Source organism: Caldanaerobius polysaccharolyticus DSM 13641, from assembly GCF_000427425.1.
GTDB lineage: Bacteria > Bacillota > Thermoanaerobacteria > Thermoanaerobacterales > Caldanaerobiaceae > Caldanaerobius > Caldanaerobius polysaccharolyticus.
Window position 1 is genome coordinate 510,394 of the sequence record NZ_KE386495.1, and the last position, 17,273, is coordinate 527,666.

Consider the following 17,273-nt stretch of genomic DNA (forward strand, 5'->3'; position numbering starts at 1 on the left):
TTTAAGCACCTCTCAACCTCTTAGATACGCCGTACAAAATGCTCTCTTCTCCCACCTTCTGCAGGTAAAATACTACCAGCGCCGTCATAACAGCTTCCGCAAAACCTGCTATGGTGAGATGAGGTAACATAATAGCAGGCACAGCCAGCTTCAAACCGTAGGGGAAATACAAAGGAGCGCCATTGGCATTGTGAAATAAAAGCGGCTGAATGCCCAGCTCCACAGCCGTAGCCAGCGCAGAAACATTTATGCCTGCATAAGATCCTATAGCCGACGCCACCACGTTATTGCACCTCAATTTAAGCGCCAACCTATATACGCCGTACCCTACAAAAGGCGCTAAAAAAGCTACATTAAAGCTGTTGGCCCCAATGGCCAATATACCTCCATCTCCGAAAACCAAAGACTGAATCAAAAGGGCGATAGTGAGGGATATGCTGGCTGCCCATGGCCCCATGGCCACAGCTAACAACGTAGCACCTATGGCATGGGCCGTGGTACCGCCAGGAACAGGTATATTGAACATCATGATGGTAAAGGCAAAGGCAGAGCCAATGGCCATAACAGGTATATCCCTCTGTTCAAACGCTTCACGCACCTTTTTGCCGGCCTTTGCCCACACGGGTATCATAGCCGCCCCTAAAGCCGCGCAGGTCTGCGGGCTTAAATATCCATCAGGTATGTGCATAAAAGCCCCCCTTATAAATTTTGTCCTGTGGTAGTCATGGTCAGCTTGCCGTGTTTTACGCCTTTAGTGCTTATGAGCCTGTCAGCTACCGCCCTTATTTTCGCCGCAGTGCCCTTTACAACCATGACCTCCAGGCAATTGTGGGCATCCAGGTGAACATGCATGGTGGATATGATGTTTCTGTGAAAGCTGTGCTGGATGTCCACCAGCTTATCGCTTAGCTCCCTGACCTCATGGTTATACACCAGCGTTATGGTGCCTACTGTTTCCACGTCTTCATCCTGCCACTGGTTTTCCACTATGTAATCCCTTATAAGGTCCCTTATAGCTTCTGATCTATTGCTATAGTTTTTGCTCTTTATCAGTTCATCAAATTGCGCCAGCAACCTTGTATCCATGGAAACGCCAAAGCGGGTGATCTCTTCTATAGCCATCATTCCCTTCCGTGTTACTTTTATCAAAAGTATAGCACTCACAAAATCAGATGTCAACAAAATCCCAATGCAAAAGAGCCGGTATACCCACCGGCTCCAGCAAAGGAAACAAATTAGTGACACTTAGAAAAACCACAGTTTCTGCATATAACACAGCCTTCCTCGTGTTCAATCGCTGCCCCGCATTCAGGGCACCTCATTATATCATCCCTATTATCATCCCTAACTTCCACGTCAAGGGCTATCTCATCTGCCAAATCTGCCTCTTCCAAAGGCTTATGATCTCTTAGCATCATCACTTTTTCAATGACCTTGGCGATGGCGTCAGGACATGAAAGCACCTTTATGTTCTTATCCCTCTCCTTCTGCCTTATAGTGGAGTGGCACCTTATTCCCTTCAACTGGCCCACTATCTCTTTGACATCCATACCCGACCGCAGCGCAATGGACACCAGCCTGCTGGTGGCTTCGGATTGAGATGGACAACCCCCCGCTCGTCCCAGATTGGTAAACACCTCGCAAATTCCCTTATCGTCGTAATTTACCGTGACATAAAGATTACCGCAGCCTATCCTGACCTTCTCCGTATAGCCCATGGTTATCTCAGGTCGTGGTCTGGGCACAATTTTCGCTTTTTTATCGCTATTTTCTTTTTTTGTCGACTTGTTAGCACCTACGTTTATAACCTGGCTTTCCCTGCTGCCATCCCTGTATATGGTAACGCCTTTACACCCCAGCTCATACGCCAGCATGTAAACTTCCCTTACATCGTCTTTTGTAGCATCATGTCTGAAATTTACGGTTTTTGACACGGCATTATCAGTATGTTCCTGAAACGTCGCCTGCATTTTTACATGCCAGAAAGGGTCGATGTCATGAGCTGTCACAAATACCCTCTTTATATCGTCAGGTATCTCTTGGATGCCCTTTAATGTGCCTCTTTTAACTACCTCCTCCATGAGCTCCTCAGAATAAAATCCCCTTTTTAAAAGCACCTCTTTAAATGTAGGATTGACTTCCACCAGGCGCTGGTTATCCAGCACATTTCTCACAAAAGCCAGTGCAAACAAAGGCTCTATGCCACTGGACACACCTGCTATTATGCTTATAGTGCCTGTAGGAGCTATGGTAGTTGTAGTGGCATTTCTCAGCTTTATACCTCTATCCCTGTATACGCTCTTATCGTAATAAGGGAATACCCCTCTTTGTTCAGCCAGCTCCGCTGATGCCTCTTTGGATTTCTCGTCGATGAATTTCATCACATTGTCAGCTAGCTCTACTCCCTCTTGGGAATTATAGGGTATGCCCAATTTCAAGAGCATATCAGCAAATCCCATGACTCCCAGGCCGATTTTACGAGTTCCCTTGGTGGTGCTTTCAATGATGGGCAAGGGGTATTTATTTACATCTATCACATTGTCCAGAAATCTTACAGCCAGCTTAACCGTTCTCTCCAGCTTATCATAATCCACTGTATAGCCGCCTTCCCAAGGCTTTAGCATATTGGCGAGGTTTATAGACCCCAGGTTACAGCTCTCATAGGGCAAAAGCGGCTGTTCACCACATGGGTTGGTGGATTCTATCTCTCCCAGCTCCGGGACCACATTGTCCCTGTTGATTCTATCAAGGAAGATGATGCCAGGCTCGCCGTTATTCCAGGCCATGTCCACGATGAGATCAAATACCTCTCTTGCCCTCAATTTATTTGTGACTTTCTTGGTATGGGGATCTACCAGCTCATACTCCTGATCTCTTATCACCGCCTGCATAAACTTCTCCGTTATCCCCACGCTTATATTAAAGTTGGTTATCTCGCTGTTGTCCTTTTTACATTGTATAAACTCCAGTATATCCGGATGGTCTACCCTCAAGATGCCCATATTGGCCCCTCTCCTGGTGCCTCCTTGTTTTACTGCCTCAGTAGCAGCGTTAAATACCCTCATAAAGCTTACCGGTCCTGACGCTATGCCGCCCGTCGTCTTTACCGCAGAACCTTTAGGCCGTATGCGGGAAAAGCTAAAGCCCGTCCCTCCGCCGCTTTTGTGGATGACGGCGGCGTTTTTTACGGCATCAAATATCTCCTCCATGGAATCTCCCACCGGGAGCACAAAACAAGCTGACAACTGCCCTAAAGGTCTCCCCGCATTCATGAGCGTAGGGGAATTAGGGAGAAAATCCAAATCCGTCATCAACCTGTAAAACTCTTCTTCCATCGCTTTCACATCAGCATTCTCATCGTACAGCCTTTCAGCTCCCGCGACAGCAGAAGCTACCCTTCTGAATAGCTCCTCAGGGGTTTCGATTATGTTTCCGTTCTCGTCTTTGGCCAGATAACGAGTTTTAAGTACCTTAATCGCATTTTCCGTAAGCTTCATACCATTTACCTCCTATTTCCTGAACAACGAGCCTATTACGGTCTTTGTGCTCTTCAACGTAATACCTAAAAATGACCCATTTTTTTCCAGTATACCGTCAATAGCATCCACTACCGCATCGATGTGCTTTTCCTCCACGATTAGCGGAGGCTCAAGCCTTATTACATTGGGGTTATTAAGCGTATAAGCTGTTATTATGTGGTAATCATTTTGAAGCTGCGCCGCCACTAAAGACCCCAGGTACTCATAAGAAAGCTTGCCTAAAAGCCCTCCTGACAGCTTATTTATAAATCCCTCAGGTTGATTAAACTCTATACCTACCATCAATCCCCTGCCCCTTACATCCTTGATCAGAGAATGCTTTTCTTTAATAGCATTCAGACGCTCCAACAGGTAATTTCCCATCTTCTGTGCCCGGGTAGGTAAATCCCTGTCTACTATAGACTTTATCGCTGCGATGCCAGCAGCCATAGCCCATGTATTCCCTCCAAATGTAGATGTGTGCAGCAATGCTCTATCCATGGTCCCATATGCCTTTTTCCATATCTCATCGGTGGTTATATAAGCTCCTACGGGCATTACACCACCACCAAGGGATTTGGCCACGCACATTATATCGGGAACCACTTCCTCTCTTTCGCAGGCAAACATGGTACCCGTCCTGCCAAAACCCGTCTGAACCTCATCGGCTATCATATACGCATCGTACCTGGTACAAAGTTCTCTTACGCCTTTTAAATACCCTTCCGGTGGGACGATTATACCTCCCTCACCCTGTATAGGCTCTACTATAAATGCAGCTACATCCCTAGCTTTGAGCTTGTCCTCCAGTACATTCAGATCGCCATAAGGTACGCTCTCGCAGTTGGGCACAAGAGGCAAAAAGGGTTTCTGGTACTTCTCCCGGCCTGTAACAGATAAAGCCCCCGCTGATTTGCCGTGGAAAGAGCCTTCACAGTATACGATTTTGCTCTTGCCGCTGGCTATTTTAGCTAATTTCAATGCCCCTTCCACCGCCTCAGCACCGCTATTGCAAAAAAACGACCTCTTTAAATTACCTGGCGTAATCTGAGCTAAATTATAAGCCAGTACGCCGGGTAGATTTGCTATAGCTGCCTGAAGGATATTGGGCATGCCCTTGACCTTATCTATAGCCTCAATGACCTCAGGGGGATTGTGTCCCAGGTTTAACGCGCCATACCCACCTAAAAAATCGTAATACTCGTTGCCGTCGCTATCCCATACCGACATCCCCTGAGCTTTTACAAAGTACTTATCAAAATTTAGCAATGACAGCATACTCACAAAGCTGGAATTTATGTATTCACTGTAATTTTCTTTGATAGAGTTCCTACTTAAAGCCAATGCCTGATCCAGTTCAATGTAATTCACGATTATCACGCCCCTATAAAAAAGATTTATTCCATTATACAATTTCAAGCAGCATAATACAACAAGCGCATACACCGCCTTTTTTAAAGCAAAAATAAATAAGGGGTGCTGATATGGCCATAAGGTTGAGCAAGTTTACCAATATCAAAGGCAAGCAAGTAGAGTTTGCAGCAGATAACATCACCTACGACAGCAGGCACTTCGCCAGGGAAGCAAAGTCGCAGAAAGCTCAACTGGAAAGTACCCACAGGCACGGTATGAATAGAGGCGTCAAAGTACCCATCCGCAAAAAAACAACCTGAGGAGTAGTCATAGACTACTCCTCTATTAATATAGCCCTGGCAGGCGAACCGTCCCCACCCTTTATCTTTAAAGGCAAGCATATAAACTTATATTTTCCAGGATTTACATCATTTAAGTAAAGGCCCTCTACCACTACCACTCCATTTCCCAACAACAGCCTGTGAACGCGACCTCCGCCATGGTACTCTTCAATGGACAGGTAATCGATACCCACTGCCTTTACGCCTTTTTCCACTAGGTACTGAGCCCCTTCCAGCCCTAAAGACGTAAACTCCTTTTGAAATTGCGGCTGCTTCCACCGCTTTGCGTTATCGGTTTTAAATAGCACCATATCCCCTTTTTGTATGTCCAGATTTTTGAGGTGCTCAGGCTGAATTTTAAGAGTACCGTATACTTCAAATACCTTTGCTTCTCCCATCAGCAAAGACAGGTCTAGCTCATCTACCGTGTTTCCACTCTGGACAAAGTGAAAAGGCGGATCTACATGGGTGCCCGTATGGGTACCCATGCTTATAACAGAGACGTTAGCTCCATTTTCTTCTATAGATTTCACCCTTTTAATCTCTGGCGCAGGATCGCCAGCAAAAACGTGCATTCCCATAAAAATGGGCACAGACACATCGTGTACGATCATATTATCCCCCTCATTTAACGATCTCTTTGACAAACTGCCTTCCAAATTCCACGCACCTGTTCAAGTCCTCAGAGGATGGCTTAAAATTAACCCTGATCCCGGGCTGTACCACATGGAACTTGAGCTGCTTTAACCTCTCCTCCATCATAGGAACGGCCTCACCGCTCCAACCAAAAGACCCGAAGGCGGCTGCATATTTGCCTTTGCATACGATGGGATTCAAAGATGTCAGCACGTCCCATATCGGCTTGACCGCATCGCCATTTATCGTAGGCGACCCAAACAGCACTCCTTTCGCCTTGAGTATTTGAGAGAGCACTTCTTCTTTATCGCTATACAATATGTTGTACGCCTTTATGTCCACCCCACCTTCGCTCTGCATCCCCTCTACGATGGCGTCGGCGATTTTAGAAGTATAGTTATACGCCGAAGCGTACACCACCACCACATCTTTTAGATCGCTAAAATCGCTGCTCCACTCCCGGTACTTGTCCACATACATCCACGGATCTTTTCTTAAAACAGGCCCATGGCTTGGCGCTATAATTTCCACATCCAGCCCTTTTATCCTGTCCACCGCCTCCAGAACTTTGGGCTTAAACGGCGCCATTATGCTGTTATAATAGTATTTAAACTCATTGAAATATTCCCCTGCGGTATCGTTGAACATGCTGCCTTCTTTGTCTTCCGGGCAGTAATGGGCGCCAAAGGCATCACACGTAAACAGGACCTTATCCTCCTTTAAATACGTAAACATGGTATCAGGCCAATGCAAAAAAGGCGCCATGATAAACTCCAAAGTCTTGCCTCCTAGGTCAATGGTATCGCCCTGATTTACCACCATGGACTTAAATTCCCTGTTAGCAATACCTGAGGCAAATTTAATAGCAGCCCGAGTGCCCACAACCGTGGCTTCAGGAACTCTTTCCAGCAACCTGGGGAATGCGCCGGAATGATCGGGTTCTGTATGATTCAGTATTATGTAATCGATTTTACCAGGATCTACTAAAGAAGTGATCTTCTCATAGAATTCGTCAAAAAAAGGTTCCTTTACGGTATCTATTAAAGCAATCTTCTCTCCCTTGACAAGGTACGAATTATAAGTCGTACCGCTATTCAAAGGAAAAACTATATCGAAAACCAAGAGGTCCTTGTCCATAACCCCTACCCAGTATATGCCTTTTTTTACCTCAAATGCCCTCATAAAGACGCCTCCTTTGTTTAACGGAAAATAATTATTTTCTAATAATATTATACTACTTTTCTCGAATTTGTTAAAGGACTAAATAGCTGACCTTTGATAATAATTATACCATATTATGGCTTTAAAAAATAGACTGTATTAAAAGCGGTAAGTATAGTAATATAATATATAACACGTTGTAAAGGAGGCCTCGTTATGGACGAAGAGCTCAGATTAAAAACAGTGATCCAGCTAATTCAACAAGAAATTGAAAGACTTAAAAACAAGCGCATCAACGTGTCAAAGAGGCTGAGAGAGCTTACCAGTAATGAAATGGAAGAATTTCGGGTCAACCCTGAAGATCCATTGAATATAAATCCCTTTAATCATGAATACCTGTTGAACCAAGACCTATATGCCATTATTACAAAAAAACTGAAAGAACTCAACATACTAAAGGACTCGCCTTATTTTGGTAGGGTCGATTATAAAGACCTGCTTTTTAACTCCGCGGAGTCCATATATATAGGTAAGTTTAGCTTTTTCAGGGAGCAAGATCAAGAACCTTTAATCGTCGACTGGCGTTCTCCTGTAGCTTCACTGTTTTACGAGGACAAGATAGGAAGGATTTCTTATAAAGCGCCGGGCGGGCGGATACCTGTAGATGTCACCTTGAAAAGACAATACCTCATAAAAAATGGAACCCTTATAAACATGTTTGACACAGAGCTCAACGTAGAAGACGAGATGCTGCAACTGGTGCTGGGTAAAAACGCCGACGCTCGGTTAAAAGACATAGTTATGACTATACAGAAGGAGCAAAACACAGTTATACGCCGGCAGCTAGAAAAAAATTTAATCATCCAGGGCGTCGCAGGTAGCGGAAAAACCAGCATAGCCCTTCATAGGGTCGCTTACCTGGTCTACACTTATAGGGACAAACTACGGGGCGACGACATCCTGGTCTTGGGGCCTAACGAAATTTTTCTGGAATACATCTCAGACGTACTGCCTTCGTTGGGCGAAGAAAACATAAAGCAAATGACTTTCGTGCGCTTTTGCCGGTGGTTTTTAAACGCTAATATAACCGTTATAGGGTTAAAAAATCAGTTTGAAAAAATCGTCGCTGACAACTCTAAAGATAAAGGCAATGAAATCAAGCAAGCTTCCCGAATAAAAGGCTCGCTTAAGTTTAAAGACATGGTTGATAAGTACATCGATTACCTCAGGGATTATATCTTTGAATTTCAAGACATCAAATTCTACACAGCCACAGTAATAGACAAAAGCGAATTATATCAAATGTTTCAAAGTACTTTTAAGCACATGCCTATAGGAAAGCGAATAGAGAGAATGAGGATAGTAGCCATAGAACGCCTTAAAACCAGTGCCGCGTTCATTATAGACAGCTTAAAAGCTGAATACCGAAGAAAACTTCTCTCGCTGGACAAAGACGACGTCTACTACGAGTACAACAAGATAGAGTTAAAGGACAGGTACACAGAAATCATAAAGGAAATTAAAAGGCAGCTGCTGAAATACATTGAAGAAATAACTCGATGGTGGCGTCACGATATATTATCAATTTACCGCCGAATGTTTCGCAAAGACATACTGTTAAAGCTCTGTGGCGATGAAGCAACCGCAGATCTGCTAATAAACAACTCCAGGGATTTAATAGAAAACGGCGTGCTGGATTACGATGATTTAGCGCCATTGCTCCACATCGCCTTCAAAATAGAACAGGTAAAACTAGGCGATGAAATAAAGCACGTGGTAATCGATGAAGCCCAGGATTTTACTCCTTTCCAGTTTTACGTCATAAAAGAACTTATAGGAGACAGAACGTTGACGGTGTTGGGAGATCTCTCCCAAGCCATATACTCGTACAGGAGCATCCAGAACTGGAATGAGGTAAAAGAGATTTTAGGGCCTGATACAACCGAATTTTACGCCCTCAACAGGAGCTACAGATCCACCATAGAGATCATGGAATTTGCAAAGCGCATATTGCCCAACGACCTGGCTCCTATGGTGCGATCAGGGGACAAACCCACACTGATCAAATCCCCTAGCATCGAGGGAATAACATCGTCTATCTGCCAGATTATCAAAGACTCGACAGACAAAGGATATAAAAACATAGCTATTATATGCAAGACCTCAGGAGAATGCAGAGAGCTTTACGAGTTGCTGAAAGAAAAAATCACCTTAACGCTTATCGGCGACGAAAAAGACGATTACACAGGTCAAACCGCGATAATGCCTTCATACCTCTCCAAAGGCCTGGAATTTGACGTGGTAATCGTGCCTGACGTAAGCGAACGCAAATACAAAGACAGTCCCTTAGATCGAAAACTTTTATACACCATAGCCACCCGCACTTTACACCGCCTGTACATGTGTTGCGTCGGCGAAGAAAGTCCTATAATAAAAAGCGTGCACAGCGATTTATACAATTGCATTAACGTATAATTTCTGTTACAATATAATCAGTATTAAGAGAAAAGGAGTGTTGACAATGAAAAAATGGCAATGCATAGTGTGCGGCTACATATACGACCCGGCAGTGGGTGATCCCGACAACGGTATCGCTCCCGGAACAGCTTTTGAGGACCTGCCTGAAGATTGGGTATGCCCTGAGTGCGGCGTAGGCAAGGATCAATTTGAGGAAATAGACGAATAAAAATAAAAGCGATAGAAAGGCACATGCCTTCTATCGCTTTTAACATGACTTTAACATTACGCCTTTTTATCAAACTGAGATTTATACATGAGAACTTTATTTATATAGTCTTTTGTTTCGGAAGGATAATTCTCCACCCCGTTTCTCTCAACAAAACTCGGCCCTGCATTATATGCCGCCAGCGCTTTTTTTACATCCTTAAAGCGATCTAAAAGCATCTTCAAGTACTTTACGCCGCCTTCTATGTTCTCAACAGGATTCATAGGATCTTTCACGCCCAACTCTCTAGCAGTAGCAGGCATAAGCTGCATTAGACCTAAAGCTCCAGCGTTAGAAACAGCCCTGGGATTAAAACCTGACTCCTGCTTTATAACGGCTTTTACCAGACTGGAATCTATACCATATCTACTCGATATTTGCTGGATAGCGCTCCACAGGCTTTGATCTGTATTTAACTCAGCTTTTAATTCCGGCGTATCCGTTATAGCGCTTAAATCGCTTAAAAACTTCTGAATTAAAAAACTAAAGTCTATGACTGTATTGTTTTCAATTATCGGGGTACTTGCAATGCTCTGCCTGTTGATCAGACTATCTAAATACCTGACTCCATTTATTGACTCAATGTCCATGACCAATCACCTGTTTTTAAAAACTATTATTATTGTAGGTATGAGATTTTGTATATACTTTTTCCATTTGCTCCACGGCCTCAATTTTGCCTGTCAGCTTTCCGAGAGCATATGCCTCCATAGGCGTAATAAAACCTACAAAAATCTGGCTAAACGTCTGTATGTCACAGAATAACTGTGGATCGCTGCACTCTCCTACTTCAACAGATCCATTTTCCAAACATATGTCCAAAGGCTTCTGATTCCAGGGTGCATTTTTGTCTTCGATTTCTATTTTAAACCTCCCTGACGCATTTTTTGCATATCCCCTTTTCTTTACAGCTTCCTTAACGTCCACCACCCTGAACATCATTCCTGCCTGGATCTCTCTCTTTACTCTGGGATTAGGAAGCAATACGTGCAGTTTTTCATCAGTTGCAGTAGACCATGAAAATTCACCTATCTGTGACTGATGCGCGTATATAAACGCCAAAAGTCCTTTTAACGCCTCGATGTCCTCATAAATCATCTCATATATATCCATTCGCCCATTTTTTACAGTAAATATGATGTAGCCTTTTCCATCCCCTTTTTCATCCAGATATATATATGCGTACCTTCCATAATTATCGCTCCATGGATGGCTAAGAGTGAACTCATTCCAAAGCATCTCATCCCTTTTGGCACAGCCATTATGATTTAAAGCATATTTTGTATATATTCTATCCAATATGCCTATATCACCTGGGGTAACAGCTCTGACTCTTCCCATTTTCTTAAAACCCTTTATATGCTCTATAGGGACGGTATAAACTACCCGTTCAAAGCCCAATTCCCAACCATACTTTCTATAAAATTCAAAAGAAAAAGGACCTAGCATAGAAACATACTGACCTCTATCCCTCATCACTTTTAGCCACTCCGTCAGCAGCTGTCCCACCCGTCCCCCGTGCCTGCCTTCAGGCATGGAGGAAACCAACGCTACGCCCCCCATTTTCAAAGGTTTTCCCCCGATATAGATCTCAAAAGGGAAAACAACGACCTGAGCCATTAAAGTACCGCTCTCATCATAATATCCTAATATGTATTCAGACTTTACATACTGCTGTAAATAATTCTTTATTTTATCTTTTGCATCATGCATCCACGGAAAGCAATACGTCGCAATAGCATGTACCCTATCAAACTCTTCTAAAGGTACAAATTTAATCGCCACAATATTCCCTCCATTTGTTCACTTTATGCATTTAATTATATCATTTACTAGCGCATAATAGCAAGTTAAAAGAAAAAGCTCGGATAACCAAAAAAGATAAGCTGGCCTGTGATGAGGCCAGCTTATCTTTTTTTACGGGATGTTTATTTTACCAGTGAGAGGATTGTACTCATAGCTTACCGTTTGACCTTCGTTAGATGTGATATCAATTATGAGTTTATCTCCATTCCAGAACACAGCGGCGATGTTACTAATTTCTACCCCTTTAAACATTGAAGATATCTGGGTCTTTTTACCTGTAGATAGGTCGTATAAATATACTCCGTTTTTTTTCGTTCGCTCGTCAAAAAAGTTCGCCGCTAAATATTTACCTCTTTCGTCAACTTTAAGTTCATAAAAGAATCCATTATCCACGCTGTCGATCATTTTAAATTCTTTATCATTTAAATTATAAGCTAGGAGCTTTACTTCCGGTTTATTCACTCCCTGCATTGTAAAAATCAGTACACCTGTTCTGCTAAATGCTATAGGCCCAAATCTGTAATTGCCGTTGGGAATATATTCTTTTGGCACGCTATTTTTATCAAATAGCTTTATATCCTTTTTATCCTCTATTTTGTACATGACGCCGTCTTTGCCTACATACTCTACTGTACTTAAACTTTTTGCACTATTTATTATATAGCCGTTGTTAGCAGGTTCCAAATAATATCTAGATTTCTGTACGGAGTAGTAGCTATCCATTGTATAAGCATAACTGAGTTCTGCATCCACATACATTTTTTCGCCTTCGCTACCTGACTTTAAAATTGCGTACGCCACCGGATGAGGATTTGAAATCGTAAGCATTGAGGGGGGATTTTTCATAAGTATTTTTGCAAAATCATCATCCCTTACTATCAACGCTTGTAAATATCTTCTCACCACATCTTCAGCACGGAGTTTTTCTTTACTTAAATCTATTTTCATAAGCTGCATTATATTACCCTTAAAATCCGCATTTGTGTTTTTTAATACAAATATACTATTAGAACTGCTGCTCCATACGGGGTCATAATAAGAATATAACGCTTCAATAGCAATAGATTGCACCTTTTTATCTTTTACCATATTCTCTTTATTGATATACTTGTTTTCCACATTCATAGTAACCTGCTTTTTAGTCGCAAAACTCTCTACATCTGTCACCCAAATGTTGCTTACATCTTCCACTACTTTTACCCCATCTATTTCTTCCGCATTTGACTGTGTTTTCTCATAGGCTATATAATAGCCGTCGGGGGACACAGCGGGAAATCTTCCACTATCCACAACCTTTTCTTTGTTTTCCTTTAAATCTTTGTATATTATTTTGTTGTCCTTTTCAAATACGATAGCATCTCTCCCCTTTATAAAGGAACCATAAGAGCCATCGGCATATTTAACGGCTTTTAGTGTTTTTAAGTCCACTGCATATATTGAAGACTCTTTTACCTCAAAGCCATGGGTTTTTCTTGGCGCATAAACTTTTTTCGTATAAATTATTTTGTTTCCGTCGGGAGACAAGGAAGGATTTTCATAAAAGGTAAACGTCCCATCCCCTTTTAACACCTGGCTTTCCTTGCCCATTTTTAAATCTCTAAGATAAATACTGCCGTTTGACGAAAAAACCAGCTTTGTGCCATCGGCGGAAATACTAACATAATCCGCAGGTCTATCAGATATTTTTTTAAAGCCTTTACTGTTGTACTCAAAAATTCCTTTATCATATAAAGGAATATATATTGTGCCATTGTACTCAGCGATTTTGCCGGCGTTTATCTTGCCCATGTTTATAAACGACATCTGGTTCAAAATTTTCAAATCAGCCGCATTGACTTTTTGTATAAAATTATCAGTAAAATTTTTATTGCCAAAAGAATACAATATCATCAATAACAAAGCAGCCGCTGCAACCATAGCCAATAACTTATTTCTCCAGCCATTCTTTTTGAAACTTTTGCGAAGCCTCTTCTTTAACTCATAGTTTACAGGTATTTGCTCTTTTATTTTATTAAGCCCATCTTCTATTCTCTTCTCGTCCACTTTCATCCCTCCAAACAGTTAATAACAAAATTCTTTAATTTTTGAATAATTCTGCTAGATTTCATTTTGACAGCATCTTCAGTTTTATTCAATACCTGTGATATTTCTTTGTGCGTCATACCCGAAAAGTATTTGAGATTTATAATCTCAATCTCTTCTTTAGACAGCCTATAAATTGATTTCTTCAGGCAATTGAGCTCTATCTCTCTAAAGAGCTTACTTTCAAAAATATCAGGGTAAGAGTACTGGGAAATATCATCACCTACCAATAAATCTTTCTTTTTTCTATAAAAGTCCGTAACTGCATTGCGAGCAATTGTAAAAAGCCATGATTTAGAGTTCACTTTTACAGTTTTGTATTTTTCATAAGCCCTTTTAAAAGTGTCACTGACGATGTCATCAGCATCCCACCTATTGCCGACTTTAAAATATATATACCTGTATACATCGTCAAAACAACTTTCATACAAATCTAAGAAATCATCTTTCACTCTTTAACCTCCTTCCACATATATAGACGTATTAAAGAAAAAAGGGTAACATTGACTTTTACTAAAAAAAAAGCATCTCCTGATTTTAAGGAGATGCTTTTTAATACTACCAAATATTTAGCTCCTCAGGTAGGGCTCGAACCTACAACCTACCGGTTAACAGCCGGTTGCTCCACCATTGAGCTACTGAGGAATATTAACTTTTATTTTCAAGACCTTGCCAGGATAAAGGGGGGTGGGTATAAGGTCAAGGCCTCGACCTATTAGTACTTACCAGCTTAAAGCATTTCTGCTCTTACACCTTAAGCCTATCTACCTCGTCTTCTTCGAGGGGTCTTACTACCTTTCCGGTATGGGAAATCTTATCTTGAGGCGTGCTTCACGCTTAGATGCTTTCAGCGTTTATCACTCCCGGACTTGGCTTCCCAGCTGTGCGGTTGGCACCGCAACTGGTGCACCATCGGTCCGTCCTTTCCGGTCCTCTCGTACTAGGAAAGGCTCCTCTCAAATTTCCTACGCCCGCGACGGATAGGGACCGAACTGTCTCACGACGTTCTGAACCCAGCTCGCGTACCGCTTTAATGGGCGAACAGCCCAACCCTTGGAACCTACTTCAGCCCCAGGATGCGATGAGCCGACATCGAGGTGCCAAACCTCCCCGTCGATGTGGACTCTCGGGGGAGATCAGCCTGTTATCCCCGGGGTAGCTTTTATCCGTTGCGCGATGGCTATCCCACTCTACACCACCGGATCACTAAGCCCTACTTTCGTACCTGCTCGTCTTGTCTGACTCGCAGTTAAGCTACCTTATGCCTTTGCACTCCACGCGCGATTCCTATCCGCGCTGAGGTAACCTTTGGACGCCTCCGTTACCTTTTAGGAGGCGACCGCCCCAGTCAAACTGCCCAACTGTCAGTGTCCCTTAACCGGCTCTACGGCTTAAGGTTAGAACCTCAATATATACAGAGTGGTATCCCACCGCCGACTCCAGTAATGCTGGCGCACTACTCTCTCCGTCTCCCACCTATCCTGTACAGTATATATCGAAGTCCAGTGACAGCCTGCAGTAAAGCTCCACGGGGTCTTTCTGTCCTGTCGCGGGTAATGAGCATCTTCACTCATACTACAATTTCACCGGGCCCCTTGTTGAGACAGCTCCCAAGTCGTTACGCCTTTCGTGCAGGTCGGAACTTACCCGACAAGGAATTTCGCTACCTTAGGACCGTTATAGTTACGGCCGCCGTTTACTGGGGCTTAAGTTCGGGGCTCTCACCCCTCCCCTTAACCTTCCAGCACCGGGCAGGCGTCAGCACCTATACTTCGTCTTCCGACTTCGCAGATACCTGTGTTTTTGGTAAACAGTCGCTTGGGACTCTTCTCTGCGGCCTTTCGGCACTCCTTCTCCCTAAGTTACGGAGTCTTTTTGCCGAGTTCCTTAACAAGGGTTCTCCCGCTCGTCTGTGGATTCTCTCCTCGCCTACCTGTGTCGGTTTCCGGTACGGGCACCTCGTCCTATTTAGCGGCTTTTCTCGGCGGCTCCTTCCTCTGCTTCGCCTTGCGGCTCCCCTTCGCTTCAGCGCTTCGCTCAGGGGTACTTCACTCCCTTCGCTACGCCTCCACTTGGACGCGCTCTACCAACCGCGCGCTCAGATTCCGTCGCCGCGTCCCCGCTTCATTCCCAGACTCGGTGGTATCGGACTCTTCACCGATTGCCCATCGCCTACGCTTTCGCCTCGGCTTAGGTCCCGACTTCCCCTGGGCGGTTTAGCCTTCCCCAGGATACCTTAGGCTTCCGACGGTAAGGTTTCTCTCCTTACTCTCGCTACTCATACCGGCATTCTCTCTACTTAACAGTCCACCTCGCCTTTCAGCTCGGCTTCTACCCGTTAAGTACGCTCCCCTACCAAGTCCTCCTTCCACAGCTTCGGTGGATAGCTTTAGCCCCGGTTCATTTTCGGCGCAGTGTCACTCGACCAGTGAGCTATTACGCACTCTTTAAATGTATGGCTGCTTCTAAGCCAACATCCTGGTTGTCTTCGTAACACTACCTCCTTTTACACTTAGCTATCTCTTCGGGACCTTAGCTGGTGGTCTGGGCTCTTTCCCTCTCGACCACGGATCTTAGCACCCGTAGTCTCACTCCCAACCTTACCGTTATGGCATTCGCAGTTTGATAGGGTTCGGTAGCTTTTACGCCCCTAGCCCATTCAGTGCTCTACCTCCATAACTTACCGGTTGAGGCTAGCCCTAAAGCTATTTCGGGGAGAACCAGCTATCTCCGTGCTCGCTTGGAATTTCTCCCCTACCCACAGCTCATCCCATGCCTTTTCATTGGCAACGTGGTTCGGGCCTCCACGGGGTCTTACTCCCGCTTCACCCTGGCCATGGGTAGCTCGCACGGTTTCGGGTCTACGCATTGTTACTTCCGCCCTCTTAAGACTCGGTTTCCCTTCGGCTCCGGAGCTTCACTCCTTAACCTCGCAACAATGCGTCTCTCGCCGGTCCGTTCTACAAAAAGTACGCAGTCACTATCCGGGTCCCCAACGCGAGATACTCGCGTTGGGTGGTTTAGCTCCTGCTGCTTGTAAGCATGCGGTTTCAGGTTCTCTTTCACTCCCCTCCCGGGGTTCTTTTCACCTTTCCCTCACGGTACTCTGCTCTATCAGTCACCAGGGAGTATTTAGCCTTGGGAGGTGGTCCTCCCTGCTTCCCACCGGCCTCTCTTGCCCTGTGGTACTCTGGATCCCGACTCGCCAGGCCTCATTGCGCCTACGAGACTCTCACTCTCTTCGGTCGGCCTTTCCATGCCCGTTCGGCTTCTTACTACCTGACCTTTACGTCGGTCCTCAACCCCAGACCTTTCGGCCTGGTTTGGGCTCTTCCCCTTTCGCTCGCCGCTACTCAGAGAATCGATATGACACCCCAGCGAAGTCTCCTTCGCTGGGGGCCCCTTTTTCTTTCTTCTCCTCGGGGTACTTAGATGTTTCAGTTCCCCCGGTTCCCCTCATATGCCTATGTGTTCAGCATATGATGCTGAGGTATTGCCTCAGCGGGTTCCCCCATTCGGATACCTCCGGATCAATGCCTGCTTGCGGCTCCCCGGAGCGTTTCGCCGCTTGCCGCGTCCTTCTTCGGCCCCTGGTGCTTAGGCATCCCCCGCATGCCCTTATTACCTTGACCTCATTACCTTCTCCCTTTA

The 17,273-nt window shown here is 44.3% G+C and carries 13 protein-coding genes, 1 tRNA gene and 1 rRNA gene; 3 read left to right on the forward strand and 12 right to left on the reverse strand.

What is annotated here, in order from left to right:
- Position 1: 1 nt before the first annotated feature.
- The 4 genes from cbiM to CALPO_RS0108985 all read right to left on the reverse strand — a co-directional run bounded on the left by cbiM (position 2) and on the right by CALPO_RS0108985 (position 4,892).
- On the reverse strand, positions 2-688 hold the full coding sequence (cbiM, locus tag CALPO_RS0108970; RefSeq protein ID WP_026487010.1) for a cobalt transporter CbiM: 687 nt from the start codon (positions 686-688) through the stop codon (positions 2-4).
- A gap of 11 nt (positions 689-699) precedes the next feature.
- Positions 700-1,125, reverse strand: coding sequence for a nickel-responsive transcriptional regulator NikR (gene nikR / locus CALPO_RS0108975; protein ID WP_026487011.1), 426 nt, complete (start codon positions 1,123-1,125; stop codon positions 700-702).
- 110 nt (positions 1,126-1,235) lie between these two features.
- Positions 1,236-3,497: a vitamin B12-dependent ribonucleotide reductase gene (locus tag CALPO_RS0108980; RefSeq protein WP_026487012.1), complete on the reverse strand. Its 2,262-nt coding sequence runs from the start codon at positions 3,495-3,497 to the stop codon at positions 1,236-1,238.
- Between the two features lie 12 nt (positions 3,498-3,509).
- Positions 3,510-4,892 carry an aspartate aminotransferase family protein gene (locus CALPO_RS0108985; RefSeq protein ID WP_456059079.1) on the reverse strand — a complete coding sequence of 461 codons (1,383 nt, stop codon included), beginning with the start codon at positions 4,890-4,892 and terminating at the stop codon, positions 3,510-3,512.
- Positions 4,893-5,002: 110 nt separating this feature from the next.
- Here CALPO_RS0108985 and CALPO_RS0108990 point away from each other — a divergent pair, with 110 nt between their 5' ends.
- A complete protein-coding gene (locus CALPO_RS0108990) occupies positions 5,003-5,191 on the forward strand; it encodes a hypothetical protein (RefSeq protein ID WP_026487014.1) in 189 nt (62 codons plus the stop codon).
- Positions 5,192-5,205: 14 nt separating this feature from the next.
- On the opposite strand, the gene CALPO_RS0108995 is transcribed toward CALPO_RS0108990, so the two are convergent.
- The gene (locus tag CALPO_RS0108995; RefSeq protein ID WP_026487015.1) at positions 5,206-5,826 is read right to left on the reverse strand and encodes a cyclase family protein; all 621 of its coding nucleotides are present in this window, start codon (positions 5,824-5,826) and stop codon (positions 5,206-5,208) included.
- A gap of 10 nt (positions 5,827-5,836) precedes the next feature.
- Complete coding sequence (locus CALPO_RS0109000) at positions 5,837-7,030, reverse strand: FprA family A-type flavoprotein (protein ID WP_026487016.1); 1,194 nt, start codon at positions 7,028-7,030, stop codon at positions 5,837-5,839.
- A gap of 195 nt (positions 7,031-7,225) precedes the next feature.
- Between CALPO_RS0109000 and helD the strand changes: the two genes are divergently transcribed.
- Together helD and rd are read left to right on the forward strand one after the other, a co-directional pair.
- Positions 7,226-9,484, forward strand: coding sequence for an RNA polymerase recycling motor HelD (gene helD, locus CALPO_RS0109005; RefSeq protein WP_026487017.1), 2,259 nt, complete (start codon positions 7,226-7,228; stop codon positions 9,482-9,484).
- A gap of 46 nt (positions 9,485-9,530) precedes the next feature.
- Positions 9,531-9,695 carry a rubredoxin gene (rd, locus tag CALPO_RS14470; protein ID WP_084295241.1) on the forward strand — a complete coding sequence of 55 codons (165 nt, stop codon included), beginning with the start codon at positions 9,531-9,533 and terminating at the stop codon, positions 9,693-9,695.
- Positions 9,696-9,751: 56 nt separating this feature from the next.
- On the opposite strand, the gene CALPO_RS13690 is transcribed toward rd, so the two are convergent.
- From CALPO_RS13690 to CALPO_RS0109045, 6 genes are all read right to left on the reverse strand, one after another.
- Entirely contained in the window at positions 9,752-10,324 is a 573-nt protein-coding gene (locus tag CALPO_RS13690) for a lytic transglycosylase domain-containing protein (RefSeq protein WP_051585943.1), read from the reverse strand.
- A gap of 16 nt (positions 10,325-10,340) precedes the next feature.
- Positions 10,341-11,519, reverse strand: coding sequence for a GNAT family N-acetyltransferase (locus CALPO_RS0109020; protein WP_026487018.1), 1,179 nt, complete (start codon positions 11,517-11,519; stop codon positions 10,341-10,343).
- A gap of 132 nt (positions 11,520-11,651) precedes the next feature.
- Complete coding sequence (locus CALPO_RS0109025) at positions 11,652-13,583, reverse strand: PD40 domain-containing protein (protein WP_026487019.1); 1,932 nt, start codon at positions 13,581-13,583, stop codon at positions 11,652-11,654.
- Positions 13,584-13,585: 2 nt separating this feature from the next.
- Entirely contained in the window at positions 13,586-14,074 is a 489-nt protein-coding gene (locus CALPO_RS0109030; RefSeq protein WP_026487020.1) for an RNA polymerase sigma factor, read from the reverse strand.
- A 121-nt stretch (positions 14,075-14,195) separates the two neighbouring features.
- Positions 14,196-14,267 (reverse strand) — tRNA-Asn (locus CALPO_RS0109040).
- Between the two features lie 50 nt (positions 14,268-14,317).
- Positions 14,318-17,254: ribosomal RNA gene (locus CALPO_RS0109045) — 23S ribosomal RNA — on the reverse strand.
- Positions 17,255-17,273: the final 19 nt, after the last annotated feature.

Bases quoted from the DNA above. Each gene is read 5' to 3' on its own strand.
- helD (WP_026487017.1), top strand. From the start codon at position 7,226: ATGGACGAAGAGCTCAGATTAAAAACAGTGATCCAGCTAATTCAACAA.
- CALPO_RS0109000 (WP_026487016.1), bottom strand. From the start codon at position 7,030: ATGAGGGCATTTGAGGTAAAAAAAGGCATATACTGGGTAGGGGTTATG.
- CALPO_RS0108995 (WP_026487015.1), bottom strand. From the start codon at position 5,826: ATGATCGTACACGATGTGTCTGTGCCCATTTTTATGGGAATGCACGTT.
- rd (WP_084295241.1), top strand. From the start codon at position 9,531: ATGAAAAAATGGCAATGCATAGTGTGCGGCTACATATACGACCCGGCA.
- CALPO_RS13690 (WP_051585943.1), bottom strand. From the start codon at position 10,324: ATGGACATTGAGTCAATAAATGGAGTCAGGTATTTAGATAGTCTGATC.
- cbiM (WP_026487010.1), bottom strand. From the start codon at position 688: ATGCACATACCTGATGGATATTTAAGCCCGCAGACCTGCGCGGCTTTA.
- nikR (WP_026487011.1), bottom strand. From the start codon at position 1,125: ATGATGGCTATAGAAGAGATCACCCGCTTTGGCGTTTCCATGGATACA.
- CALPO_RS0108990 (WP_026487014.1), top strand. From the start codon at position 5,003: ATGGCCATAAGGTTGAGCAAGTTTACCAATATCAAAGGCAAGCAAGTA.
- CALPO_RS0108980 (WP_026487012.1), bottom strand. From the start codon at position 3,497: ATGAAGCTTACGGAAAATGCGATTAAGGTACTTAAAACTCGTTATCTG.